Genomic DNA, 24,309 nt, shown 5'->3' with positions numbered 1-24,309 from the left:
ATGCTGAATGGTAACGACATGCCTTCCACCGAGGGAGAAACAGTGGATTTTCTGCGCAGCATCCGTCCCCATGCGCTAGCCGGGCGCACGGCGTTTATCGTTCCCGCCCCGCGGCCTGAAGAGGCGCAGCACGTCAGCTATGATGATTTTTATCAGCGGGTCAGCGCCTACGCCGCGGGCGCCGACAGATTGCTGCGTCCCGGGTTCGCGCCGGGGGAGGCGCGGTTTGTCGGTATTCGGCTGCCGCGCTCGGTCGACGGCGTCGCCCTGTTCCTGGGGCTGATGGAGGCGGGGTTCTGCCCGAGCTTTATGGAGCCGCGAGTTTCCTGGCCGGTTATCGCCGAGCGCATGGCCGCGGTGGCGATGAAAGTGCTGGTAACGGACGAGGAAGATGTCGGCGTGCCGGAAGGCGTGCGTGTTTATCGCTCGTCGGCCCTGCTAAGCCGGGAGCGGCGACAAGAGCAGGATGTTTCCGCCGGTTCGGGCGACGAGCCGGCGATGTTGCTGTTTACCTCGGGCAGCACGGGCAAGCCCAAGGGAATTGTGCTGTCGCATCGCAATCTGCGTAATAATGCGCGCGGCGTTATCGCCGTGACGCGCATTACCCCGGCCGATCGGTTGCTGCATCTGATGCCGCTGCACCATACCAACGGCGTCAATAACCAGATTATCGCGCCGCTGCTGCAAGGGGCGACGGTGATTCTGGCCGACAGGTTCCGGGCGGAACGGGTGCCGTCATGGCTGTCGGACTACGCCGTAACCTATATGACCGGGGTGCCGACCATCTATTCGCGCGTGCTGGAGGTGGTAAAGGCGCTCCCGCACCCTCTGGACGTTAAATCGTTGCGCTTTTTGCGCTGTGGTTCGGCGCTGCTGGCGGAGTCGCTGCATCGGGATATCGAGGCGGCGTTCGGGGTGGAGCTGCTGGTTTCCTACGGGTTGTCCGAAGCGACCTGTACGTCGACCATGAATCCGCCCGGCGGCAGAAAGATCGGTACGGTGGGGCAAACGCTGCCGGGGCAGCAGGTTGCCCTGTTCAGCCCCGGCGGTTGGAATGCGGCGGCGGAGGGGGAAATCTGCATTCGCGGCGATTCGCTGATGCGCGGCTATGTCGGCTCGGACGGCGCGCCAAGCCCGATAGAACGCGGTTGGCTACGCACCGGGGATATCGGCCGTTTTGACGGGGAGGGCTTTTTAACCATCACCGGGCGGCTGAAAAACCTGATCGTCAGAGGCGGGGAAAATATCTCGCCGGAACTTATCGAAAATATCCTGCTGAAACATCCGGCGGTCCGCAGCTGCTGCGTGGTCGGCCGCCATTGCGCGGATCTGGGCGAGGTGCCGGTCGCGTTTATCGAACCCGTGCCGGGCGGCGCGCCGGACGAACGGGAGCTCGATAACCATATCAAGGCGTTTCTGCCGGCCAGCCATGCGCCGGCCGGCTATTATTGGCTGGAAAAACTGCCGGAAAACGCGGTGGGGAAAATCGACCGCAAGCAGCTAAGGTCCCGTCTGGGTTGAGGGGCGCGGGGCGTCAGGGCTATGCCCTGACGCCGGTCGGGATTAGAAATCCACGTTGACGCCAAGCTGGAAGGTGCGGCCGGGCGCCACGGCCAGGGCCTGTTCGTAGCGATCCTGGATAGTGGCGGTTTCAATCTGCCGGCTGCTTAGATAATCCCAGTATTTGCGGTCGGTGAGGTTATAGATGCCGCCGCTCAGTTTCACATTGGGCAGCACGCGCCAGTAGGCGGTGAGATCGACCAGACCATAGCCGGGAATGCGCATATAGTCGGTCGTGGCGTCGGTGATGGGGGCGCCGGCGTTGTTATAGCTCTGTCTGTTGGTGGCGGAGGCCTGTTTACCTTTCTGGAAGGTGGAGGTTAACGCCGCACCGTAACGCTGCTGCGGATCGTCATAGGCAATGCCGACCACCGCTTTCATTGGCGCAACGCTGTCCAGATCGACATATTTGTCGCCCTGATAGCTGGATTTGGCCGCGCCTTTAGTATAGCCGAAGGCCAGCGTGGTGCTCAGACCGTCGACCTGTTCGAACCAGGTGCCGACGTTGAAGGTGGCGCTGATTTCACCACCGTAGATATAGGCTTTATCGCGGTTTTCCGCCTGATAGATAGTGGAGATATTGCTGGGAACGTTGACGAATTTCTCAGGATCGGCACTGCGGCGGTAGCGGGTATTGGCGATAAAATTCTTGTAAGTGTTGTAGAACAGGGCGCCGCGGAAGGTTACGCCTTCCGTCGCTTCACCTTTCAGACCCCACTCGACGTTATTGCTGGTTTCGGTATCCAGATCGCTGTTGCCGATAAAGGCGTACTGGAATGGACCGGCATAATTGGCGTCAAGATTGGTACTGCCATACAGCTGACTGGCATCGGGGAACTGGGCGCCGCGTTGGTATTGCAGGTAGGTGGTCAGCGTCGGGGTAATTTCGTACAGCAGGCTCAGTCCCGGTAATACCTGGGTATCGCTGTTGGCCTTGCCATAGAGCGCGCTGACGTCGGATTCGCCGATCACGCTGCCGTCGCCGTTCATATTACCCAGATTCGTCGGTTTGGTTCGTTGATGCGCTACGCGCACCGCGGGAACCACTGAGAACGCGTGGCCAGCCAGATCCCAACTGATGGTGTCCTGAACAAATCCGCCCAGAGTGTGGCTTTCGCTGTCCGCCTCCGGTTTCATGATGTTATTGGCGCCGCTCTGATTGGGGTCTTGCCTGAACGGCCGTTCCGTCCGGGAGGCGCTGGCATTGAAGCCCCAACTGAATTCATGCCGCTCCCAGCCTTTCACCATACGAGTTTCCAGTCCATAGGTTTTGACATTGTAGTCGGAGTAAACCCGGTGGTTATCGTGAGCGGAAGCGCCGGTGGTCGCCGGCAGCCAGGTATTATCGTGCGATTCGCTGTTCTGGAAGAAAATGCGGCTATCGACCAGATCGACCAGCGTATTGTTGACTGGCGTCCAGCGATCTTTCAGGCTGACATTCCAGCGGCGGGTTTGGCTGCTTTGCTGCGCCGTGCCGTAAATGGTGTCGCTGGCGGGCAGGTTGCCCCAGTAATCGTAATGGGTATGGTTGGTTTTATGGTAGTAGTCCACCGTAGCGGTAAGCTGGTGTTCATCATTCGGTTGCCAGATGCCTGAAGCCAATATCGCATTGGAGTGCCAGTTCGCCGGATAAGCGGAGATATCGCCGCTGTTATTGCGGGTTTGTTGACCGTCCCGGCGGCTGATGACCACAATGCCGCGTAGTTCTCCATCTCCGCCCGCGGCGGTGATCCCGTTATGCCAACCGCGGTTGGCTGAGTCGTAGTCGCTCTGGAAACCAAAGTAGTCATGCTTGCCGGCGGACAGATAATCGTCGGCTGATTTGGGCACAAAGGATACCGCACCGCCGAGCGCGTTAATGGCCCGCTCGGCGGAGGTGGCGCCGGATTCGATATTGACCCGGCCGTACAGATAAGGGTCGATGTAGTCTCGTCCCATGCCAAAGGTATTTAACCCTGCCCGGCTGGCGTAGCTGCGTCCGGTGGCGTTGGGCAGCGCAATGCCGTCAACATCGATGGCGACGCGGTTACTCTCTATCCCGCGGATGTTGTAGCCGGTATAACCGCCGCGATCGAAGCCGCTTTTACCGGCGGTCGAGCCGCCGCCCGAGCCGGTGGCGCTGATTAATGGCTGATAGCGCATAATGGTGCCGAAATCATTGCCGCCGTTTTTCTGTATCTCTTCGGCGGTCAGCGTCACTGTCGAACCCGCCTTTTTCTCGATTTTCGGCGCATAAACCGTCATTACGTCGCCGGCTGGGTGTGATTCGTCGGCCGCATTAGCCTGTGGGATGGTCTGAGTTTCAGCGGCAGCGCCGTTGAACGCGACGCCGGCTAATACCCCGGTAAGCAGGATTTTATTTAAATTCTTATTAATTATCATGATGATACTCTTTGCTATGGAACTGTCCGGCCGGCACTCTCGGTAGCGGTGCCGGCAATCAATGGCGATGGCGGAAAACAAACGGCCGGTATCTGCCCTGCGGCGACCCGAAATTTACGGCGATAACACTATAAAAAATAAGGGAATGATAATCATTACCATATGTTAATCATTATCATTTGGTGTTGCAATAATGATGAATAATTCTTAATAAAACCTTGGGCGCGGGGATGGCGGAGCCGCCTTTTTCAGGTTGAACCCTGGATGGTGAACACGGCGTACCGCCGCTGTTGTTTGTGACAGACCCTGGCCGGATAAGGTATTATCCCCGCCGACCATACCGCTGTGCGGCGCGCCGAAGAGGGTAATAATCGCGCCGCGATGTGAGGAAATGAGATAAATGAGCGAGATGACGCATGACGGCGCGGAAAGCCTGGCGCTGCACACGTTTACTGAAAATGCGTACCTGAACTACTCCATGTACGTCATCATGGACCGGGCGTTGCCGTTTATCGGCGATGGGCTGAAGCCGGTGCAGCGCCGTATTGTCTATGCCATGTCGGAGCTGGGCCTGAATTCCAGCGCCAAGTTTAAAAAATCCGCCCGTACCGTGGGCGACGTATTGGGTAAATACCATCCGCACGGCGACAGCGCCTGTTACGAAGCGATGGTGTTAATGGCGCAGCCGTTCTCCTACCGTTATCCGCTGGTGGACGGTCAGGGGAACTGGGGGGCGCCGGACGATCCGAAATCGTTCGCGGCAATGCGTTATACCGAATCCCGGCTGTCCAAATACGCCGAGCTGCTGCTTAACGAGCTGGGGCAGGGCACGGTGGACTATGTGCCGAACTTCGACGGGACTATGCAGGAGCCGAAAATGCTGCCTGCCCGTCTGCCGAATATTCTGCTGAACGGCACCACCGGGATCGCCGTCGGGATGGCGACCGATATCCCGCCGCACAATATCCGCGAAGTCGCCGCCGCCGCGGTGGCGTTGATCGATAAGCCCGGCGCTACGCTGGAGGATTTGTTGCAGCACGTTCAGGGGCCGGATTTCCCCACCGAGGCGGAAATCATTACCCCGCGCGACGAAGTGCGTAAAATTTACCAGAACGGGCGCGGTTCGGTGCGTATGCGCGCCATCTGGAAAAAAGAGGATGGCGAAGCGGTGATCACCGCGCTGCCCCATCAGGTTTCCGGCGCCAAGGTGCTGGAGCAGATCGCCAGCCAGATGCGCGCCAAAAAGCTGCCGATGATTGAAGACCTGCGCGATGAGTCGGACCACGAAAATCCCACCCGTTTAGTGCTGGTGCCGCGCTCCAACCGCATCGATCTGGATCAGGTGATGAACCATCTGTTCGCCACCACCGATCTGGAAAAAAGCTACCGCATCAATATGAATATGATCGGTCTGGATGGTCGTCCCGGCGTAAAAGGCCTGGTTGAAATTCTGACCGAATGGCTGGTATTCCGCCGTGATACCGTGCGCCGCCGCCTGAACTACCGGCTGGAGAAGGTGCTTAAGCGCCTGCATATTCTGGAAGGGTTGCTGATTGCGTTCCTCAATATTGATGAAGTGATCCACATCATCCGTACGGAAGACGAGCCGAAGCCGGTATTGATGCGCCAGTTCAGCCTGAGCGAAACCCAGGCCGAAGCGATTCTGGAACTGAAATTACGCCATCTGGCCAAGCTGGAAGAGATGAAAATCCGCGGCGAGCAGGACGATCTGGCGAAAGAGCGCGACCATTTGCAGGCCTTGCTGGCGTCTGAACGTAAGCTGAGCAACCTGCTGAAAAAGGAAATTCAGGCGGACGCCCAGACCTACGGCGACGAGCGCCGTTCACCGCTGAAGGAACGCGCTGAAGCGAAAGCGATGAGCGAGCATGACTTTGTGCCTTCGGAGCCGGTCACCATCGTGCTGTCGGAGATGGGCTGGGTGCGCAGCGCCAAAGGGCATGATATCGATCCGTCCGGGCTGAGTTACAAAGCCGGCGACAGCTTCCGCTCCGCCGCCCGGGGTAAAACCAATCAGCCGGTGGTATTTATTGACTCGACCGGCCGCAGCTATGCGCTCGATCCGCTGACGCTGCCTTCGGCGCGCGGACAGGGCGAACCGTTAACCGGCAAGCTGACGCCGCCGCCGGGGGCGACCGTGGAGCAGGTGCTGATGGCCGCGGACGATCAGCCCTTGCTGATGGCGTCCGACGCCGGCTACGGGTTTGTCTGCACCTTTAACGATCTGGTGGCGCGCAATCGCGCCGGCAAAGCGATTATCACCCTGCCGGACAACGCCAGGGTGCTGCCGCCGCTGGAGATCAACGGGGATGACAATACGCTGCTGGCGATCACCGCCGCGGGCCGGATGCTGCTGTTCCCGGTTTCCGACCTGCCGCAACTGTCGAAAGGGAAAGGCAATAAAATTATCTCTATTTCGTCGGCGGACTTCGCCAGCGGCAAGGATCGCCTGACCTGGCTGCTGCTGTTGCCGCCGCAGGCGTCGGTGACGCTGTACTTCGGTAAACGCAAACTGGTTCTGCGCGCCAACGAGCTGCAGAAATACCAGTCCGAGCGCGGACGGAAAGGCACCTTGCTGCGCGGCCTGCAGCGTATCGATCGCATTGATGTCGATGCGCCGAAACGACCGGGCGACGGCGGCAGCGAAGAGTAAATCATCCACGCCGGGGGAACAGGCGGCCGCCTGTTCCCCGTTTTTCCCGCTCCCGGCGGTTTTTGTCCGCTGAAAGGATCGCTATCCGGTCAGCAAAAAAGGCCATTATGTTTTATCGCGACGTCGCGATAGCCACTAGCGTTGCTGAAAGGTATATACTAGCGGCGGCGGTTGGCTAATGAGGTTGTTATGTTATTCATTCTTCGTTTTATCGTGGTGATTCTATTTTCGCTGCTGATCTGTATTTTTGGCTCCATTTACTGTCTTTTCAGTCCTAAAAATCCACGCCATGTGGCGACGTTCGGTCATATGTTCGGGCGTCTGTCCAGGCTGTTCGGCCTGAAGGTCGAGCTGCGGATCCCGCCGGAGGCGGCGCATTACGGCAAATGTATCTATATCGCCAATCACCAGAATAATTACGATATGGTCACCGCATCAAACGCGGTGCAGCCGCGTACGGTCACCGTGGGCAAGAAAAGCCTGCTGTGGATCCCTTTCTTCGGTCCGCTGTACTGGCTGGCGGGCAATCTGCTGATTGACCGCGACAACCGGGCCAAAGCGCACGGCACCATCGCCCAGGTGGTCAAGCACATCAAAGAAAACAATATCTCCATCTGGATGTTCCCGGAAGGCACGCGCAGCCGCGGGCGCGGGCTGCTGCCGTTTAAAACCGGCGCCTTTCATGCCGCCATCAGCGCGGAAGTACCGATCGTGCCGATTTGCGTTTCCACCACCAGCAATAAGGTGAAGCTGAATCGCTGGAATAACGGCCATGTGATTGTGGAAATGTTGCCGCCGATCGATACCCGTTCCTACACTAAAGAGCAGGTCCGTGAACTGGCGGCGCACTGCCATGAGCTGATGGCCGCCAAACTGGCGCAGCTGGACGCCGAAGTCGCCGAACGTGAAGCGGCGGAAAAAAAATAAACCGCCACGTGACAACCCGACGGCCGCGGGGATAATGCATCCGGCAGCGCCGCCGGCAGTTTACATTCATTTTATTATCTTCCGCTTTTTGGTTCGGAAGCTACATTTTGCATACGGTTTAACAGGTTTACGGAGCAACTATGTCACTCAGCCGACGTCAGTTTATTCAGGCATCGGGTTTTGCGTTGTATGCGGGGAGCCGGCCCCTGTCGGCGAGAGCAGGCGGCACGCCAACGGCATTGCCGATCCCCCCCTTGCTGGAGTCGCGCCGAGGGCAGCCGCTGTTTCTGACGATGCAACGCGCCCACTGGGCTTTCAGCGGCGAGCGTAAAACGCCGGTCTGGGGTATTAACGGGCGTTATCTGGGGCCGACGGTGCGCGTGTTTGACGGGGATGACGTCAAGCTGATTTACAGCAACCGGCTCACTGAACCGGTATCCATGACCATCGGCGGATTACAGGTTTCCGGTTCGCTGATGGGCGGCGCGGCGCGCATTATATCGCCGGGCATGGACTGGTCGCCGGTATTGCCGATCCGCCAGCCGTCGGCCACCTGCTGGTATCACGCCAATACGCCGAACCGCATGGCGCCGCACGTCTACAACGGGCTGGCGGGGCTGTGGCTGGTGGAAGACAGCATCAGTAAATCCTTGCCGCTGCCCAATCACTACGGCGTGGACGATTTTCCGCTGATTATTCAGGATAAACGCCTGGATAACTTTGGCGCGCCGATTTACGACCCGCCGGGCAGCGGCGGTTTTGTCGGCGATATACTGCTGGTCAACGGCGTGCAGAATCCCTTTGTCGAGGTATCCCGCGGCTGGGTGCGCTTACGGCTGGTCAACGCCTCGAACGCCCGCCGCTATATCATGCGCCTGAGCGACGGACGCCCGATCCACGTTATCGCCAGCGATCAGGGGTTGCTGCCGGCGCCGATGGCCGTCAGTCAGATCTCGCTGGCGCCGGGCGAACGGCGGGAAATCCTGATCGATATGTCGCAGGGGGATGAGACGACGCTGACCGCCGGCGAGTCCGCCGGGATTATGGATCGCCTGCGCGGATTGTTTGAGCCGTCCAGCATATTGATTTCGACGCAGATATTAACGCTGAAGCCCACGGGGTTATTACCTCTGGTGACCGATAACCTGCCGATGCGTCTGCTGGCGGATAACATTATCGAAGGCAGTATCAGCCGCACCCGCGAGTTCCGTCTGGGCGACAGCCTGCCGGGCATTAACGGGGCGATGTGGGATATGACGCGCGCCGACGTGCAGACGCAGCCGGGCCGCTGCGAGCGCTGGCTAATCCATGCGGATACTCCCCAGCCCTTCCATATTCAAGGGGTGAAGTTTCTGGTGCGCAGCGTCAACGGCGGGGCGGTGCCGGTAGAGGACAGCGGCTGGAAGGATACGGTTTGGGTGGATAGCGACGTAGAGCTGCTGGTGTATTTCACCCAGCCGTCGTCGGCGGCTTTCCCCTTTCTGTATTACAGCCAAACGCTGGAAATGGCCGATCGCGGCTCGACCGGGCAACTTGTCGTGCAGGCGCCGATTTAGGGCCGCCCTGCCGGACGGCGGCCGGCTACGGCTGTCGCGGTGTGGGGAAGCGCCGGCGCAGGGTATCCCAGTCCGGCGCGGCGGCCGCGCCCTGACCTGCCACCACGCAGGCCGCCACCTGATTGGCCAGATCGACGGCATCGCGCAGCGGCCAGTGCGCCGACAGGCCGGCCAGCAGGCCGCCGCTGTGCGCGTCGCCGGCGCCGATGGTATCCACCACCGTTACCGGGTAGGGCGCCACGGCGGTCGGCTCGCCGTCGGCGGGACAAATCCACGCCCCTTCCTTATCCAGGCGGCAGATCAGCGTTAAACCGCTGCGCCGGGCGTAGCGCAGCGCCTGTGCAACCGGGTCGCCTGCGCCGCATAGCCGTTCGGTTTCATCGCGATTCAAGGTCAGGATGGTATTGCTGCCGGACAGCGCGTCGATAAAATCCGCCGGGATCAGCGGTAAACGCGGGCCAAAATCAATCAGCTTTTGCGCCGTCTGCGCCAGCGCCCACTCGCGCAGCGCCCGGCCGCCGGCGCCGAACAGTTCGTAACCGTTGAGGTACAGCAGGGCATGGTCGGGCGGCGCCAGCCGTTGCAGCATTTCCCGGCTACAGTGCGCTTCACAGCCGGTAATACCGATAAACGTCCGCTCGCCGTCAGGCTCGGTCAGCGCCAGGCACCAGCCGTTATCCATCTCCGTATGGCGCATCAGCACCGGCAGGTTCATCTGCGCCATGGCGGCGGCGACGGCTTTTCCCCACGGCCCGTTGCCCACCGGCATACCGTTGATTATCGGCACGTCGAGGCGGTGCAGGGTGCGGGCCACGTTAAAGGCGCAGCCGCCGATCTGCCGGCCGAGATCTTTCCCCTCAATATCTTCCCCGCGGCGCGGCAGGCGCGGAAGCGCCAGCAGCATATCGCCGCAGGCGCCGCCGACCACCACCACCGGACGTTCGGGCGCAAACGGCGTCATGCCCGTTTCTCTTGCGGGTTAACCAGCAGATAGAGCCAGTAGGCGACCAGGCTGACGCCGAACGCGACAAACAGCCCCAGGCTGGAATCGGCGAAGATACCCCGCGCCAGCGGCCCGTCGATAAAGCCGGTTTTTGTCACCATCAGGCCGGATACGGCGCCCAGCAGCCAGCAAAACAGCGGAACCCAGCGTACGCCGCGGTTTTTGCCGTTCAGGCCGAAAAGCGCATCCTGGTCATAGCCATGGCGGCGGCGAATCAGCAGGTAATCGAGGATAAACACCGCCGACCAGGGGCCGAGGAACAGGCCGCAGAAAATCAGAAAGGAGATAAAGGGCGTCAGAAAATCGCCGGAAATAAACAGCACGTAGATGGCGATGGCGACCACCAGCACGGCGTCGAGAGCCACCGCCGCCGACTGGCGCATTTTCACGCCGATGGTCAGCAGGTTAAGGCCGGCGGAATACAGGCTTAATACCGCGATGGTGACGATGCCCGCCGTGGCGGTCAACAGATAGGGCACCGACATCCAGGGCGGCAGCGCCGTGCCGATCAGCGCGATCGGGTTGGCCGAACTGGCGAGCTCGGGCAGTTGCGACGACAGCAGAATACCGGCCAGCATCAGCAGTACCAGCGGCAGCGCCGCGCCGCCGACGACGGCGGCAAACACGCGGCCGCGGCCGGACGACGGATTCTGATAGCGGCTGTAATCCGCGCCGGCGATAGTCCAGCCTACGCCGGTGCCGGCGGCAATCACCGAAACGGCGGGCAAAAATCCGCTTAGCCAGTCGCCGGACGGCAGCGCCAGCACCTTATGTCACGGGGTGTTGAACAGAATATAAATCACCACCGCCAGCGTCATGGTGCCGAAAATACGGGTGATCCAGCTTTGCAGCAGGATCAGCGTGTTCTGTCCCAGGATGCTGACGGCAATCGTCAGGCCGCCGAAAAGCAGCAGACACACGGCGGTCAGCGAGTGGCTGCCGCTTAACCCTGTGGCTTCAAACAGCGCGGACAGCGTCAGGGTGCCGGTAATCAGGTTAACCGCCTCCCAGCCCATCAGGTTGAACCAACTGAATGCCGTGGGCGCGATATTGCCTTTAACGCCGAAAATCGTGCGCGAGAGCGTCAGCGTGGCGGTGCGGCCGATTTGACCGGCAAATGACGTGAAGCCGACCAGCGCGAAGCTGGCCACGCCGAGAATGGCGGCAAGGATTGATTGGATAAAGGAAAGACCGAACGACACGATAATGGCGCCGTAGACGATGCCGAGGATGCCGATATTCGCCGCGCACCAGATCCAGAATAATTCCAGCGGCCTGCCGGTGCGCTCGGCTTCCGGCACCAAATCGATACCGGTGCTTTCGACTTTCCATACTTTGTTTTGCGGTGGTGTTGCGGCGTCTTGCCGTGCGTCCCTCATATCGGCATGCTCCTTTTCCGTACCGATTCTCAGCGTAACATAAAGCTTAGTCGGCGCCAGCGGATCCGGCAGGGTATGATTTTATCAATGTCGGAACGTGGTGAATGCGTCGGTTTTATGCGTAACGTCGGCAGGTTCACCGGCGATATTATTATCGGGGTCGGGCAGAATATTCTCGGTCCGACCAAACAGCGGCGAACCGGCTCCTGCGTCCATCACTCCGATGGCATCCTCGTTGCGTCGCCGACGGTCCGCCGCTAAAGACGGCCGGGGATGGCGCGCGAGGATTTCTGATAGGTCGTTAAAAATGACCCTGGTGTTGGCGCTTCTTTTTTCAGAGTACGAAAATTAAATCCATCGCGCAAGGCCAATTTAATGCCTTTATGATGCCAATCCAAGTCCTGGCGAATCTTGTCCTACACTCTACATCCGGTTTAGTATTTGTGTTTAACAATTGGGTATGCTGGAAGCAGCGTAAAACAATGAAAAGGCTGCGGTATGCAGGAATTACTTCTTTGGGTGCGCGCCAGGTTGGCCGAACCGTCTTCAGCACCTCGTTATATGCAACTTGCCGCGCTGCTTGAGTCGGCAATCGATCAGCGCAAAGCGCTAGCCGGCCAATTTTTACCGGCGGAAAGATTGATCGCTCAGCAAGTCGGGTTGTCCCGCGTTACGGTTTCCCGCGCGTTGGCGCTGCTGGAAGCAAAAGACCTGATTGTGCGTCAGCAGGGCGTCGGCACCAGAGTCTGTCAGCATTTAAATTATTCTCTGGATGACGATGAGGCGGGGTTTACCGCATTGGTTCAGCAACTGGGCGGCGCGGCGGGCAATCTGTGGCTGGAAAGGCGCAGGGAAAAAGTTCCCGCGGCGATCGCCGAAGAGATGTCATTGCCACAAGATACCCAGGTCACTCACCTGCGACGGGTTCGGTTGATTAATGAGCAGCCGGCGTCGCTGGAAACCACCTGGATCCCGCTGGCGCTGCTGCCGGAGCCGGAACGGCTGGAACACTCTCTGTATCAATACTGGGCGGCGCACAATATCTACCCGGATAAAAAGCGCTATCGGCTAAAAGCGGTGGCGTCGCCGGCGGACGTTGCCGGGCATCTCGGCGTGCCTGTGGGGGCGCCGTTGCTGCTAAGCCGTCAGCATACCTATAACGCGCAGGGCGAGCTGCTGGAATACTGCGAAGTATACTGCCGCAGCGATGTGTATGAGTTTCAGGTAACGGATTGAGCGTCGTGGGTGAAATATCGCCGGCACTCGGCCGGCGAGGGGAAGGAGGCGTCACTCTTTTTCCTTTTCCGGCGTATCGGGATCGGGGCCCAGACGTTTGCCGCTGTCCAGCTTCGCTATCTCGCCCAGTTCATCTTTATCCAGGCGAAAATCGAACACGTCGAAATTTTCTCTGATGCGCGCCGGGGTGACGGATTTCGGGATGACCACCAATCCGCTATCCAGATGCCAGCGGATGACGATTTGCGCGGGGGTTTTATCATACTTCACCGCCAGCTTTCGGATAATGGGCTGATCGAATACGCCCGCGCCGCCTTGCGCCAGCGGGCTCCAGGACTCGGTCTGAATACGGTGGGTGGCGTTCCAGGTATGCAGCTGGCGCTGTTGGAAAAGCGGGTGCAGCTCAATTTGATTGATAACCGGCCACACGCCGGTGTTATCTTTCAGCCGTTGCAGGTGGTGGGTGTGGAAATTACTGACGCCGATGCTTTTTACCAGCCCCTGCTGCTGTAATTTAATCAGCCCGCGCCAGGCCTCCACATAGGTGTCCTGCTGCGGTAGCGGCCAGTGAATAAGATAAAGGTCCAGGTAGTCCAACTGCAGTTTTCGCAGGCTCTCTTCCAATGCCCGCTGCGGATCTTTCTGATCGCTGTTCCACAGCTTGCTGGTGATAAACAGTTCTTCACGCGGCACGCCAACGGATTGCAATGCCTGGCCGACGCCCTGCTCGTTTTTATAAATGGCGGCGGTATCGATGGCGCGATAACCCGTTTTTAATGCTTCGGTGACGGCGGTCACCGCTTCTTCGTTACTCGCCTGCCAGACGCCGAGGCCCAACTGGGGGATGATATTGCCGTCAGCCAGTTTAAGTTTGGGTTGCGTCATATCACTCTCCTTTTTTAATTGTTAATCAGTGATTAACGGGAGTAGCTAGCCCGTTACCGGTGCGGCCGATGCGATATCGGTTCTGCACCCTAGGGGGCAGATCGATTAATTATAGTAGAGAAACGGAGGCGTGTTTCGCGGGCTAAGGAATATGCCCTGGGGCGATCAGGCCGCTGAGCGTTTCTTGCGCCATACCATAACCAGCATGCCGATTAATCCGCTCACCAGCAGCACCACGGGCAGAAGAATCAATGCCGTCATCACCTGATTTTCATAGCGCTTTATCAGCGGAATGTGGCTCACGCTGTAGCCGAGGGTGACGATGCCGCCGACCCAGAGGAAACCGCTGAGCCAGTTGAATATCTGAAAGCGCGTATTGCTGAGTCCGGAAATACCCGCGATGGTGGGCAACAGCGTACGGATAAAGGCCAGAAAACGGCCGATCAGCAGCGCCACCAGTCCGTGACGGTAGAACAGGTGATAAGCCCGCTGATGATAGTGGGCGGGCAACTGCAGCAGCCAGCTTTTCACCAGCCGGGTATCGCCCAGCCAGCGGCCCTGAAGATAGCTGAACCAGCATCCGAGGCTTGCCGCCACCGTCAGCAGCAGCAGGGTGGGAATAAAACTCATCACGCCCTTGGCGATCATGGCTCCGGTCAGCAGCAGCAGGCTGTCGCCGGGAAGAAAAGAGGCGGGCAGCAAACCGTTTTCCAAAAACAGGGTGGTAAACAAAATACCGTAAACCACCCAGATGACATGGGGATCGGCCAGCGCGCTGAAATCCTGCTGCCATAGCGCCTGAATAATGTCGTGAACCACACTCATATTACGTCCTGCCAGGTGACTGAAGCCCTAAAAATGGCCGATCCTATCGTGCTTGATTCGCGGATGGCAACGCAGGGCTAAAAGCTTAATTTGTTAAGGTTAAATGCTTATTAGGATAATCGTTAAGTTAGGGCAAAGCGGTATCGGTCAATAAAATACCTTACCATGATACACGCTTTACCCATCGCTGATGCAGTTAAATCAAATAGATGCCCGGCGGTCTATCACACTTCCTTGATCCGGTTAAAGCCGCTGGCCAGATCGTCGATTAAATCGTCGCAGTCTTCAAGCCCGATATGTAACCGAATCAGCGTGCCGCTGAAATCGATGCCGGCCGCCGGACGGATCGATGCCAGATCGTCCGGCTGGTTGGCCAGAATCAGCGATTCAAAGCCGCCCCATGAATACGCCATACTGAAGTGTTCAAAGTTATCCAGATAGTGGGCCAGCTGCGTTTTGCTCAGTTTGTCTTTTAATACAAATGAGAACAGGCCGCTGCTTCCTTTAAAATCGCGCACGTAGAATTCATGGCCTTTGCATTCCGGCAGGGCGGGGTGATTGACCACCGCCACTTCGGGGCGTTCAGATAGCCATTTTGCGATGCGAATGCCGCTTTCCTGATGCTGTTTAAGCCGGATCCCCAGCGTACGCAGGCCGCGGCTGGCGACATAGGCGGTATCGGCATCCACCATTTGCCCCATCAGATACGAATGCTCGCGTAGCTGGACCCAGCAGCGCTCGTTCGCCACCGCCGTACCCAGCATGGCATCGGAGTGGCCGACAATATACTTGGTGCCGGACTGCACCGAGATATCGACCCCGGACTCCAGCGCTTTGAACAGCACGCCCGCCGCCCAGGTGTTATCCATGATGATCACGATCTCCGGATTGACGCGGCGAACGGCCTGCACAATCGCCGGGACATCCTGTACTTCCATGGTGATGGAGCCGGGCGATTCAAGAAACACGACCTTGGTGTTTGGCTGTATAAGCTCGCTGATGCCGGCGCCGATCAACGGGTCGAAATAGGTGGTGCTGATATTCATCTTACTCAGAACCGTATCACAGAAGCCCTGCGTGGGTTCATAGGCGGAGCCGGTCACCAGCAGATGGTCGCCCGCCGCCACGAACGAAAGGATCGTATTGGCGATCGCCGCCGCGCCGCAGGGATACAGCGCACAGCCCGCGCCGCCTTCCAGTTCGACCATCGCTTCCTGCAAAGAGAAATGGGTCAATGTGCCGCGCCGGCCGTAGAATAACGCGCCCCTGGCCCTATTGATGGCGGCGTGCTTCTTGTCCTCGACGGTATCGAATACCAGAGAGGAGGCCCGCTGAATGACGGGGTTGACCGATCCCTGGGTAAATTTTTTGCTGCGCCCCGCGCTGACCAATACTGTTGCCGTTTTCTTGCTTGTCATAACCGATATCACCTTTATCTCTTTTTTGGCCGCACCGGGCGATTAACGCCGGGATGACCCCCGCTTACCTGATATTTTCTACGTTATCACGGCTTACGCCGCCTGTGGACGTGCTTTTCTGATTGAAGGGAAAAATAGCGGTGAAGGGTTTATATTCTAAAGCTGGTAAGGCGCAATCACGCCTGACTCGGGGCCAAAGTCTTTCGGGTTGCGCGAAATCAGCGTCCTGGCGTTTACCTGAGCCGTCGCCCATATGATCGCATCAGGCAGTTTTATTTTAGTTTCATGGCGGATTATAACGGCGCGTTCAGATACTTCATCGGTCACCGGCAGTAACGAAAACTGCGCTAAAAACCGGCGAGTCCGGGTTTCTTGCTCCTGGGACATTTTTTTCGCGCCGACCATCACTTCCATCCAGGTAATAACGCTGATGGCCGGTTTGTGGCTAAATTTTTCAAGGGTGTTTTTCGCCTGCGCAATACCGTTTAAATAATCAATCAGGATATTGGTATCAAACAGGACCGATTGAGCCGTCATTCCCACTCCTCGCGGAGCTGATTTTCATAATCAACCCCGTCAATGTTCTGGTCTTTCCACAGGCCAAATGCATTGTTATTGCCATCCGCGCGATTATTTTCCAGATAGCCGGCCAGAGCTTGCCTGATTATCTCGGCCCGCGCCACGCGGCGAATGGCCTTCAGGTTATCCAGCTGTCGGAGATCCTCTTCAGGTAAATCGATGACAATGCGGGGCATCGGCATGTCCTCCCAAATGATGTTTGATATATGCATCATATATCAAAGCGCGGTTTTCTACTATGGAAGAAACAGTGGCGGCGCTTGCCGGGCGCCGCTCACCTGGCGAGTTACAGCAGGATATTGCCGAGAATAAAGCCGAAGATGACCGACAGCGAAATGGTCAGCACGCCGGGTATCAGAAACGAGTGGTTGAACACATATTTCCCGATGCGGGTCGAGCCGGTGTCATCCATTTCCACCGCGGCCAGCAAGGTCGGGTAGGTCGGCAAGACGAACAGGGCGGAAACGGCGGCGAACGACGCGACGGCGGTTATCGGCGAAACCCCGAGCAGCAGCGCCGCGGGCATCAGCGCCTTGGCGGTGGCTGCCTGTGAATAGAGCAGCATGGCGGCGAAAAACAGCACCACGGCCAGCATCCACGGGTAGCTCTGCAACAGCGTGCCGGCGGTTTCCTGAATGTCGCTGATATGCGCCTTGACGAAAGTATCCCCCAGCCAGGCGACGCCCATCACGCAGACGCAGGCGCTCATCCCCGAACGGAAGGTACTGGCCGTGAGCACTTTCGCGGTATCGATTTTAGCGACCAGGCAAATCAGCGTGGCGATGGTCAGCATAAACACCACGATGGCCTCATTGCGCGGCAATACCGGGTTGGCGATCAGTTTGACGTTATCGCTGATCGCCGTGGCGTAAAACACCACTGCGATAATGCCGATCAGGAACAGCAGCACCGACACCTTGGCGCCGGGTTTTATCTCCTGCGTATTGATATTGCCTACGGCGACGTCGCCTTTTCTCAAACGCTCCTGATAAATTTCATCATCTTTCAGCTCCTTGCCCAGGAAATTGGTGATGACGGCGGCCAGCAGGACGGCGGTCAGGGTGGTGGGAATGCAAATACCCAACAGCGTCAGATAACCGATGCCGTAGGGCTCCAGAATACCGGCGACAAACACCACCGCGGCGGAAATCGGCGAGGCGGTAATCGCCACCTGCGAAGCCACCACGGCGATCGACAGCGGGCGTGAAGGCCTTATTCCCTGTTCCTTGGCCACCGCCGCGATAACCGGCAGCGTCGAGAAGGCGGTATGCCCCGTACCGGCCAGCAGGGTCATAAAATAGGTTACCAGCGGGGCCAGAAAGGTGACGTATTTAGGGTGCCGGCGCAGCAGTTTTTCCGCCAGGCTGACAAGATAATCCATGCCGCCCGCCACCTGCATGGCGGCGATAGCGGCGATAACCGCCATGATGATTTCGATAACATCGAACGGGATCGCCCCCGGCTTGATATGAAAACCCAGTGTAAGAATCAGCACGCCCAGGCCTCCGGCAAAGCCGATACCTATGCCTCCGAGCCGCGCCCCCAGGTAGATGGCGAACAGCACAACAATGAGTTCCGGGATCAGCATACAATGCTCCTTAATACAATGTGATATACCCGCCTTCTTTGGCGTTGCAGGAGCGCGGGCCGCGCCCGATCGCCGAACTGATTCACCGCTTCAGGATTCGTCCGGTTATCGCCTCTCTGCATCTCGAAAGCGGTCGAGTATATCTATTATTATGATTTTTATGATTTTTTATTTATGGGTTGACGGCACATGGCGTGGATAACCATGTGCCTGACCGTTGTTGGCAAATAGGGTGATTAAACGGATTCTTTGTCGTCGGTGTAGCGTTTGGCTTTATAGGCCGGATGCATCAGGTTTTGAATGGAGAAGATGTCGTCCAGTTGCTCTTCGGTGAGCAGGCCGCGCTCCAGTACCACTTCACGCACGTTCTTGCCGGTTTCGGCGCAAATTTTCCCGACGATATCGCCATTATGGTGGCCGATAAACGGGTTCAGGTAGGTCACGATGCCGATGGAGTTAAAGACATACGCTTCGCACACCTCTTTATTGGCGGTAATGCCGTTGACGCATTTCTCCAGCAGATTATAGCAGGCGTTGGTCAGAATATGGGTTGACTCGAACATGGCCTGCCCAATCACCGGTTCCATCACGTTCAGCTGGAGCTGGCCCGCTTCCGCCGCCATGGTAACGCAGGTGTCGTTGCCGATAACCTTGAAGCACACCTGATTCACCACTTCCGGCACCACCGGGTTAACCTTCGCCGGCATAATGGAAGACCCCGCCTGCAACTCCGGCAGGTTGATTTCGTTCAAACCGGTGCGCGGGCCGGAAGAGAGCAGACGCAGGTCGTTACAGATCTTCGACAGTTTCACCGCCAGACGCTTGAGGGCGCTGTGCACCATCACATAGGCGCCGCAGTCGGAGGTCGCTTCGATCAGGTCTTCGGCCGGCACGCACGGCAGTCCGCTGACCTGCGCCAGATACTTCACGGCCAGGTGCTGATATTCATCCGGGGTGTTCAGACGGGTGCCGATGGCGGTGGCGCCCAGATTCACTTCCAGCAGCAGTTCGGCGATGTGCAGCAGATTCTTGTTTTCTTCTTTCAGCAGGATGTTGAAAGCGTGGAATTCCTGACCCAGCGTCATCGGAACCGCATCCTGCAACTGGGTGCGGCCCATTTTCAGGATATGTTCAAACTCTTTGGCTTTACGCTCGAACCCTTGACCCAACTGGGCGATGGCATCCACCAGTTTCAGGATGGAGCTGTATACCGCCAGGCGAAAACCGGTCGGGTAGGCGTCGTTGGTGGACTGGCATTTGTTCAGATGGTCGTTGGGATTGAGGTATTGATATTCGCCCTTTTGATGCCCCATCAACTCCAGACCGATATTCGCCAGCACTTCGTTGGTGTTCATATTAACCGAGGTGCCGGCGCCCCCTTGATAGACGTCCACCGGAAACTGGTCCATGCATTTGCCGTTATTCAGCACTTCGTCACAGGCCTGGATAATCGTATCGGCAATCTTGCGCGGAATGGTCTGCAATTCGCGGTTGGCCAACGCCGCCGCTTTTTTCACCATCACCATGGCGCGGACGAATTCCGGAATATCGCTGATGGTATTGTCGCTGATATAAAAATTTTCAATAGCCCGTAGCGTATGAACGCCGTAATACGCATTGGCGGGAACTTCACGTGTACCTAACAGATCTTCTTCTATACGGATGTTATTTGACATAACCATTATCCTTTATTGCATTGGACTATATTTCGAATATTGAGCCGATGATTAACATCGGTGGAAAATACGGCTTGCTTATTTTTAAGACGATGTTCAACCATCACGATTTTATCAATCATGTTCGGGAATTATTTTCAGGATGATTAACCCCCAATTATCGCGTTGCAGCGCGCTAATTTTATAATGCTGTTTTACCTACACGGATGGCGCCTCTCCTTACTGCCGAAAACTTTATCGACGCGCTATTCCGCATCCTCTGAATTAATAGACACCAGTTTTTCGATGCCCCGATTCAGGTTCTTCAGTTTCGGAATAAATACGGTCTTGATAATTTCATGGGTCACATCGCATGCTTCGTCAAAAAAAGCGCTGTACTCGTCACGATGCCCGACAATATAAAGCGAACGTTTAATATTCAGCGGCTCCGGCATATGCGTCAGAACCTGCCGGGAATAGGTTTCCGATTGTAAAAAACTGATGGGGCTGGTAACGGCCCAGCCGATTCCCGCCGACACCATGGAGGTTAAGGTATCCGCATTATCAAATTCGAGCATATTGGGAACGCGAATATCGATTCTGCGCAGATAGCGCTCAATCTGCATGCCAATCTGTGAATTGCGATTAAACCTCACCAGCGGCAGCGCGGCGGACAGCTCGCGAATATCCTCGATGGTTTTTATGCGTTGGCGATATTCCGGAGGGGTAATAATAAAATAGCCTTCGGTAAACAGCCGGTAGCGCACCACGCTGTCCGTATCCATCAGCGGATCGCTGGTCACGATAAGATCCAGTTCGCGACGCATCAGGGCTTCCCCCTGCTGCGGACTTAATCCGGTACGGATCAGCAACTGCGACGAACTGCTTAACAGCCGTTTGGTGAACACCGAACCGCAGGTGATGGCGAAAGAGTCGACCAGACCGATGCGCAGGTCGGGTTTGATGCCGCGCCCCGCCTCCAGAACCTGCGCTTTCAGGTTGGCGATCTCTTCGGTAAGCACCTCGCCCCGGTTTTTTAACGCAATGCCGTAGGGCGTCAACACAAAAGGGCGTCTGCCCCGGTTGACCAGCATCACGCCAAAATCATCCTCCAATAGCCTGATTGTTTGCGAGACCGCTGACGGCGTCAGCCCTAACCGCGTGGCGGCCGCGGTCATGCTTCCTGCCTCAGCCACCGTCACGAAGACGTGGACTGCATACATATCAATCGACTTATTGGCTGACATTGTTCGTTTGACCATTTGATATTGCCTAGGGTGCAAGGGCACTGGATTGTTGAAACACTTAACTAAACGTGTAGTTTAACCCATATGCATTGCCGGTAGGCGTGCTGACTGACGCCATCTTAGCCATCCGATCCTGGAAAAAATGCAGCGCATGTCACTGATTAATTTTTTCTTATAACTAGGTGTAGCTACGCTGAAGTTAACGGAGGCGAAAAATATCACCTCGCGTTGTAAAAATGTCGAAAATATAGCAACTTAATGATTTTAAATAAGATTAATATGAGTTTTGTGAAATTTTTCCCGATGCCGCGCTGCAAGCGGTCTTGTGGCGACAAAAGCGTACGACTGCTCTTTGTCCGCTGGATCATCGGCGCCTGCTGCGTTAACGTTGCTCGGCTTTCCTCCTCATACTCAGGAATAAGATGTCATATTACCGCGTTTCCGGGCTGCGCCCGCTTTGTCTGATGGCGTTGCTGACGCTGGCCGGGTGCTCGAGCCAGACCTCGCAGACGCCGGCGCCGCGCCCGGCGGATGTCAAAGCCCGGCTGCTGCAACTGATGCCGGCCAATGTCGGCGATCGTCAGGGCTGGGCGACGGATATCGCCGCGGCTTTTAGCGCGCAGGCCATCGATCCCAGCGATGAAAACCTGTGCTCGGTACTGGCGGTCACCGAACAGGAATCGACGTTCAAGGCCGATCCGCAGGTGCCGGGTCTGGCGAAAATCGCCTGGCAGGAGATTGATCGCCGGGCGGAAAAACTTCATATCCCGCCTTTTCTGGTGCGCACCGCGCTGTTGATCAAATCTCCCAACGGCAAGAGTTACAGCGAACGGCTGGACAAGGTGCGCAGTGAAAAAGAGCTGAGCGCCATTTTTGACGATTTCATCAATATGGTGCCGATGGGGCAAAAACTGTTCGGCCGCCTGAACCCGGTGCATACCGGCGGGCCGATGCAGGTGAGCATCGCGTTCGCCGAGGCCAACGCCAAAAACTACCCCTACCAGGTTGACGGCTCCATTCGCCGTGAAGTATTCAGCCGTCGCGGGGGAATGTATTTCGGCATTATGCACCTGCTGGGTTATCCGGCGAATTATTCCCGCTCCCTCTACCGTTTTGCCGATTTTAACGCCGGCTGGTACGCCAGCCGCAATGCGGCATTCCAGCGTGCCGTCAGCCGGTTAAGCGGCATTCCGCTGGCGCTGGATGGCGATTTGATCAATCACGGCTCCGATAAAGCGGGAGCGACCGAACGGGCGGTACGTTCGCTCGGCAAACGTCTTGATATGAGCGATGCCGCGATCCGCCGGGCGCTGGAGAAGGGGGATAGCCTGGCGTTTGAAAAAACCAGTCTGTATGAACGGGTCTATGCGCTGGCCGATAAATCGGCGGGGCAGAGGGCACCGCGTGAAATCCTGCCGGGCATCGCGCTGGAAAGCCCGAAAATCACCCGCAAACTGACCACGGCGTGGTTCGCGAAGCGGGTAGATGATCGTCGCCAGCGCTGTATGGGTCGGGGGTAATAACTGCGGTGGCGGGTTTATATTCTAAAGCGGCGTGAGGCGCGATCACATGACTCGGGGGCCAAATTGATCAACGATCAGGTGATGGCCGTATCGGCACAAAGCGATTAGCTCTGCATCAATAAAACTCCTCGTTGATTTTGCTAAACTGTTTTTTGCGGGAGAGCCTAAACGTTATATTTTTATAGGTGTAGTGATGCTGAATCCGGATAAGCCAGAAACCGGGCTAAAATCTGCAGCGTAAAAACGAATAAAGGGTAAGCGTCCGACGAACTCACATTGCGCCACTGAAGTAACATTATAGACTGGTCGGTATCAGCTAAAGCTATTTTCGGCGTAGGGCAACAACTCGCTGATCCGGTTGTTGGGCCAGGTAGGCAAGCGCGTTAATACGTCACGTAGCCAGATATAAGGATCGTGGCCGTTCAGTTTCGCGGTTTCCAGCAGGCTCAGGATAGACGCCATCCTTTGCCCGGCGCGCAGCGATCCGGCAAAAAGCCAGTTCTTGCGGCCTACGGCTACCGGACGGATGCAGTTTTCCGTGCGGTTATTGTCTATGGGGACCCGCCCGTCATCCAGATAACGCAGTAAGGCCGGCCAGCGTTTCAGGGTGTAGTCCAACGCTTTGCGCAGCGCGGAGTTGGGCGCGGCCTGCGGCTGTTGCGACACCAGCCACTGATGGAAGACCGCCAGCCGGGGTTTCGCATAGCGCTGTCGCCACTGGCGTTTTTTATCCGCCGGCCGCTGTTTGATTTTACGCTCAAGTTTGTACAACTCACGGATAGCATCGAGAGCCAGTTTGGCTACCGGGCTTTTGTTGGCAGTGAACAGCTCGAAGAACTTGCGCCGGGCGTGTGCCCAGCAGCCGGCCTCAAGTGCCTGGCCGCTGTCGAACAGCGCCTGGTAACCGGCATAACCGTCCACCACCAGGGTGCCGCGCCAGCCCTCAAGCACATCACGGGCATATTGGCCACTGCGTCCCGGCTGACAGTCATAAAGCACTATCGACCGGTCAGCACCCCGGGCGGTGATATAGGCCCAGAGGTAACCACGCCGGGTTTTCCCCTTGCCGGGGTCGAGGATGGACAGCGGGGTTTCGTCGGCCTGGAGCACCGGATGCTGCAACAGGTCGTGATGGAGCGCGTCGGCCAGCGGTTTGAGCGCCGCGCCAACCGCCCCGAACCAGCCCGCCAGGGTACTGCGCGGGAGGTCGACACCGCTGCGTTGATATATCGCCTGCTGACGGTAGAGCGGCAGGTGGTCAAGGCTTTTGGCACACACCACCTGCGCCAGCAGGCCCGGACCGGGCTGGCCTTTTTCTATCAGCTGCGCCGGAAGCGCGGCACTGACGACGGTATCGCAGTGTTCACAGCTGAACTGCGGACGGATATGGCGATGCACGATGAAGCGGGCCGGTACATACTCCAGCCGCTCGCTGATTTCGTCGCGGATGAAGCGCAGGGCATGGCCGCAGTCCGGGCAGCTATCGGATGCCGGGGCCAGGTGGATATCCTGGCGCGGCAGTTCAGGCGGCAGCGGTCGGCGCTTAGGCACTGCGGGTTTTTCCGCTTCAGGTTCGGGTAATAATGTGACCAGCTGCTGCTCGATATCGGCGGCATCGGCCTCGATATCTTCATCGAACAGTCCGCGCTGTTCACCCTGGAAGGCTTCACTTTTACGGCCAAAACGCCAGTGACGGGCATTTTTCAGCGCCTCTTCCAGTTGCTGGATATAACCTGCCTGCGTCTGGTTTCGCTGCGTCTGCTGCTCAAGGTCCGCGAGTAATTTCAACGCCAGAGAGCGCAGGTCATCGGGATTTTGTGAAGTCAGCAGCGAGTCGATATCCATGCCTTTATTTTATCAAGGCAGGATATTGTT

At 57.5% G+C, this 24,309-nt stretch carries 18 protein-coding genes and 1 pseudogene; 7 read left to right on the top strand and 12 right to left on the bottom strand.

Annotated elements, in window-relative coordinates; translation table 11 throughout:
* Positions 1 to 1,521, top strand: coding sequence for a class I adenylate-forming enzyme family protein (locus MFP24_RS11990; RefSeq protein WP_249230313.1), 1,521 nt, complete (start codon positions 1 to 3; stop codon positions 1,519 to 1,521).
* Positions 1,522 to 1,563: 42 nt separating this feature from the next.
* Here the strand turns inward: MFP24_RS11990 and MFP24_RS11985 are convergent, their stop codons facing one another.
* Complete coding sequence (locus MFP24_RS11985) at positions 1,564 to 3,942, bottom strand: TonB-dependent receptor domain-containing protein (RefSeq protein WP_249230312.1); 2,379 nt, start codon at positions 3,940 to 3,942, stop codon at positions 1,564 to 1,566.
* Between the two features lie 400 nt (positions 3,943 to 4,342).
* On the opposite strand from MFP24_RS11985, the gene parC reads away from it, so the two are divergent.
* The 3 genes from parC to ftsP all read left to right on the top strand — a co-directional run bounded on the left by parC (position 4,343) and on the right by ftsP (position 9,096).
* Positions 4,343 to 6,613, top strand: coding sequence for a DNA topoisomerase IV subunit A (gene parC, locus MFP24_RS11980; RefSeq protein WP_249230311.1), 2,271 nt, complete (start codon positions 4,343 to 4,345; stop codon positions 6,611 to 6,613).
* A 189-nt stretch (positions 6,614 to 6,802) separates the two neighbouring features.
* Complete coding sequence (locus MFP24_RS11975) at positions 6,803 to 7,540, top strand: 1-acylglycerol-3-phosphate O-acyltransferase (RefSeq protein WP_249230310.1); 738 nt, start codon at positions 6,803 to 6,805, stop codon at positions 7,538 to 7,540.
* A gap of 140 nt (positions 7,541 to 7,680) precedes the next feature.
* Positions 7,681 to 9,096, top strand: a complete 1,416-nt coding sequence (gene ftsP / locus MFP24_RS11970) for a cell division protein FtsP (RefSeq protein WP_249230309.1) — start codon at positions 7,681 to 7,683, stop codon at positions 9,094 to 9,096.
* 25 nt (positions 9,097 to 9,121) lie between these two features.
* Here the strand turns inward: ftsP and MFP24_RS11965 are convergent, their stop codons facing one another.
* Positions 9,122 to 10,057: a PfkB family carbohydrate kinase gene (locus MFP24_RS11965; RefSeq protein ID WP_249230308.1), complete on the bottom strand. Its 936-nt coding sequence runs from the start codon at positions 10,055 to 10,057 to the stop codon at positions 9,122 to 9,124.
* Positions 10,054 to 11,478: pseudogene (locus MFP24_RS11960) on the bottom strand (purine-cytosine permease family protein). The gene MFP24_RS11965 and the pseudogene MFP24_RS11960 overlap by 4 nt, the downstream one beginning before the upstream one ends.
* Positions 11,479 to 11,565: 87 nt before the next feature.
* Between MFP24_RS11960 and MFP24_RS11955 the strand changes: the two are divergent.
* Positions 11,566 to 11,739 carry a hypothetical protein gene (locus MFP24_RS11955; protein ID WP_249230307.1) on the top strand — a complete coding sequence of 58 codons (174 nt, stop codon included), beginning with the start codon at positions 11,566 to 11,568 and terminating at the stop codon, positions 11,737 to 11,739.
* 237 nt (positions 11,740 to 11,976) lie between these two features.
* Positions 11,977 to 12,714, top strand: a complete 738-nt coding sequence (locus tag MFP24_RS11950) for a GntR family transcriptional regulator (protein ID WP_249230306.1) — start codon at positions 11,977 to 11,979, stop codon at positions 12,712 to 12,714.
* A 51-nt stretch (positions 12,715 to 12,765) separates the two neighbouring features.
* Here the strand turns inward: MFP24_RS11950 and dkgA are convergent, their stop codons facing one another.
* The 8 genes from dkgA to MFP24_RS11910 all read right to left on the bottom strand — a co-directional run bounded on the left by dkgA (position 12,766) and on the right by MFP24_RS11910 (position 20,926).
* Positions 12,766 to 13,599, bottom strand: a complete 834-nt coding sequence (dkgA, locus tag MFP24_RS11945; RefSeq protein WP_249230305.1) for a 2,5-didehydrogluconate reductase DkgA — start codon at positions 13,597 to 13,599, stop codon at positions 12,766 to 12,768.
* A 165-nt stretch (positions 13,600 to 13,764) separates the two neighbouring features.
* Positions 13,765 to 14,424, bottom strand: a complete 660-nt coding sequence (locus tag MFP24_RS11940; RefSeq protein WP_249230304.1) for a DedA family protein — start codon at positions 14,422 to 14,424, stop codon at positions 13,765 to 13,767.
* 224 nt (positions 14,425 to 14,648) lie between these two features.
* A complete protein-coding gene (gene metC / locus MFP24_RS11935) occupies positions 14,649 to 15,842 on the bottom strand; it encodes a cystathionine beta-lyase (protein ID WP_249230303.1) in 1,194 nt (397 codons plus the stop codon).
* A 156-nt stretch (positions 15,843 to 15,998) separates the two neighbouring features.
* Entirely contained in the window at positions 15,999 to 16,379 is a 381-nt protein-coding gene (locus MFP24_RS11930) for a type II toxin-antitoxin system VapC family toxin (RefSeq protein WP_249230302.1), read from the bottom strand.
* Positions 16,376 to 16,597, bottom strand: coding sequence for a ribbon-helix-helix domain-containing protein (locus MFP24_RS11925; RefSeq protein ID WP_249230301.1), 222 nt, complete (start codon positions 16,595 to 16,597; stop codon positions 16,376 to 16,378). Before MFP24_RS11925 ends, MFP24_RS11930 begins: the two co-directional genes overlap by 4 nt.
* Before the next feature lie 110 nt (positions 16,598 to 16,707).
* Positions 16,708 to 18,009, bottom strand: coding sequence for an anaerobic C4-dicarboxylate transporter (locus MFP24_RS11920; protein ID WP_249230300.1), 1,302 nt, complete (start codon positions 18,007 to 18,009; stop codon positions 16,708 to 16,710).
* Positions 18,010 to 18,245: 236 nt separating this feature from the next.
* On the bottom strand, positions 18,246 to 19,685 hold the full coding sequence (aspA, locus tag MFP24_RS11915) for an aspartate ammonia-lyase (RefSeq protein WP_249230299.1): 1,440 nt from the start codon (positions 19,683 to 19,685) through the stop codon (positions 18,246 to 18,248).
* A gap of 245 nt (positions 19,686 to 19,930) precedes the next feature.
* The gene (locus MFP24_RS11910; protein ID WP_318011337.1) at positions 19,931 to 20,926 is read right to left on the bottom strand and encodes a LysR family transcriptional regulator; all 996 of its coding nucleotides are present in this window, start codon (positions 20,924 to 20,926) and stop codon (positions 19,931 to 19,933) included.
* 407 nt (positions 20,927 to 21,333) lie between these two features.
* On the opposite strand from MFP24_RS11910, the gene MFP24_RS11905 reads away from it, so the two are divergent.
* The gene (locus tag MFP24_RS11905; RefSeq protein WP_249230297.1) at positions 21,334 to 22,431 is read left to right on the top strand and encodes a DUF1615 domain-containing protein; all 1,098 of its coding nucleotides are present in this window, start codon (positions 21,334 to 21,336) and stop codon (positions 22,429 to 22,431) included.
* A gap of 315 nt (positions 22,432 to 22,746) precedes the next feature.
* Here MFP24_RS11905 and tnpC read toward each other — a convergent pair whose 3' ends face one another.
* Complete coding sequence (gene tnpC, locus MFP24_RS11900; protein ID WP_249230296.1) at positions 22,747 to 24,279, bottom strand: IS66 family transposase; 1,533 nt, start codon at positions 24,277 to 24,279, stop codon at positions 22,747 to 22,749.
* Positions 24,280 to 24,309: the final 30 nt, after the last annotated feature.

The organism is Brenneria tiliae (assembly GCF_023347575.1).
Classification (GTDB): domain Bacteria; phylum Pseudomonadota; class Gammaproteobacteria; order Enterobacterales; family Enterobacteriaceae; genus Brenneria; species Brenneria corticis.
The sequence above is the reverse complement of the archived record's forward strand: the minus strand, read 5'-3'. Positions and strand labels throughout refer to the sequence as shown.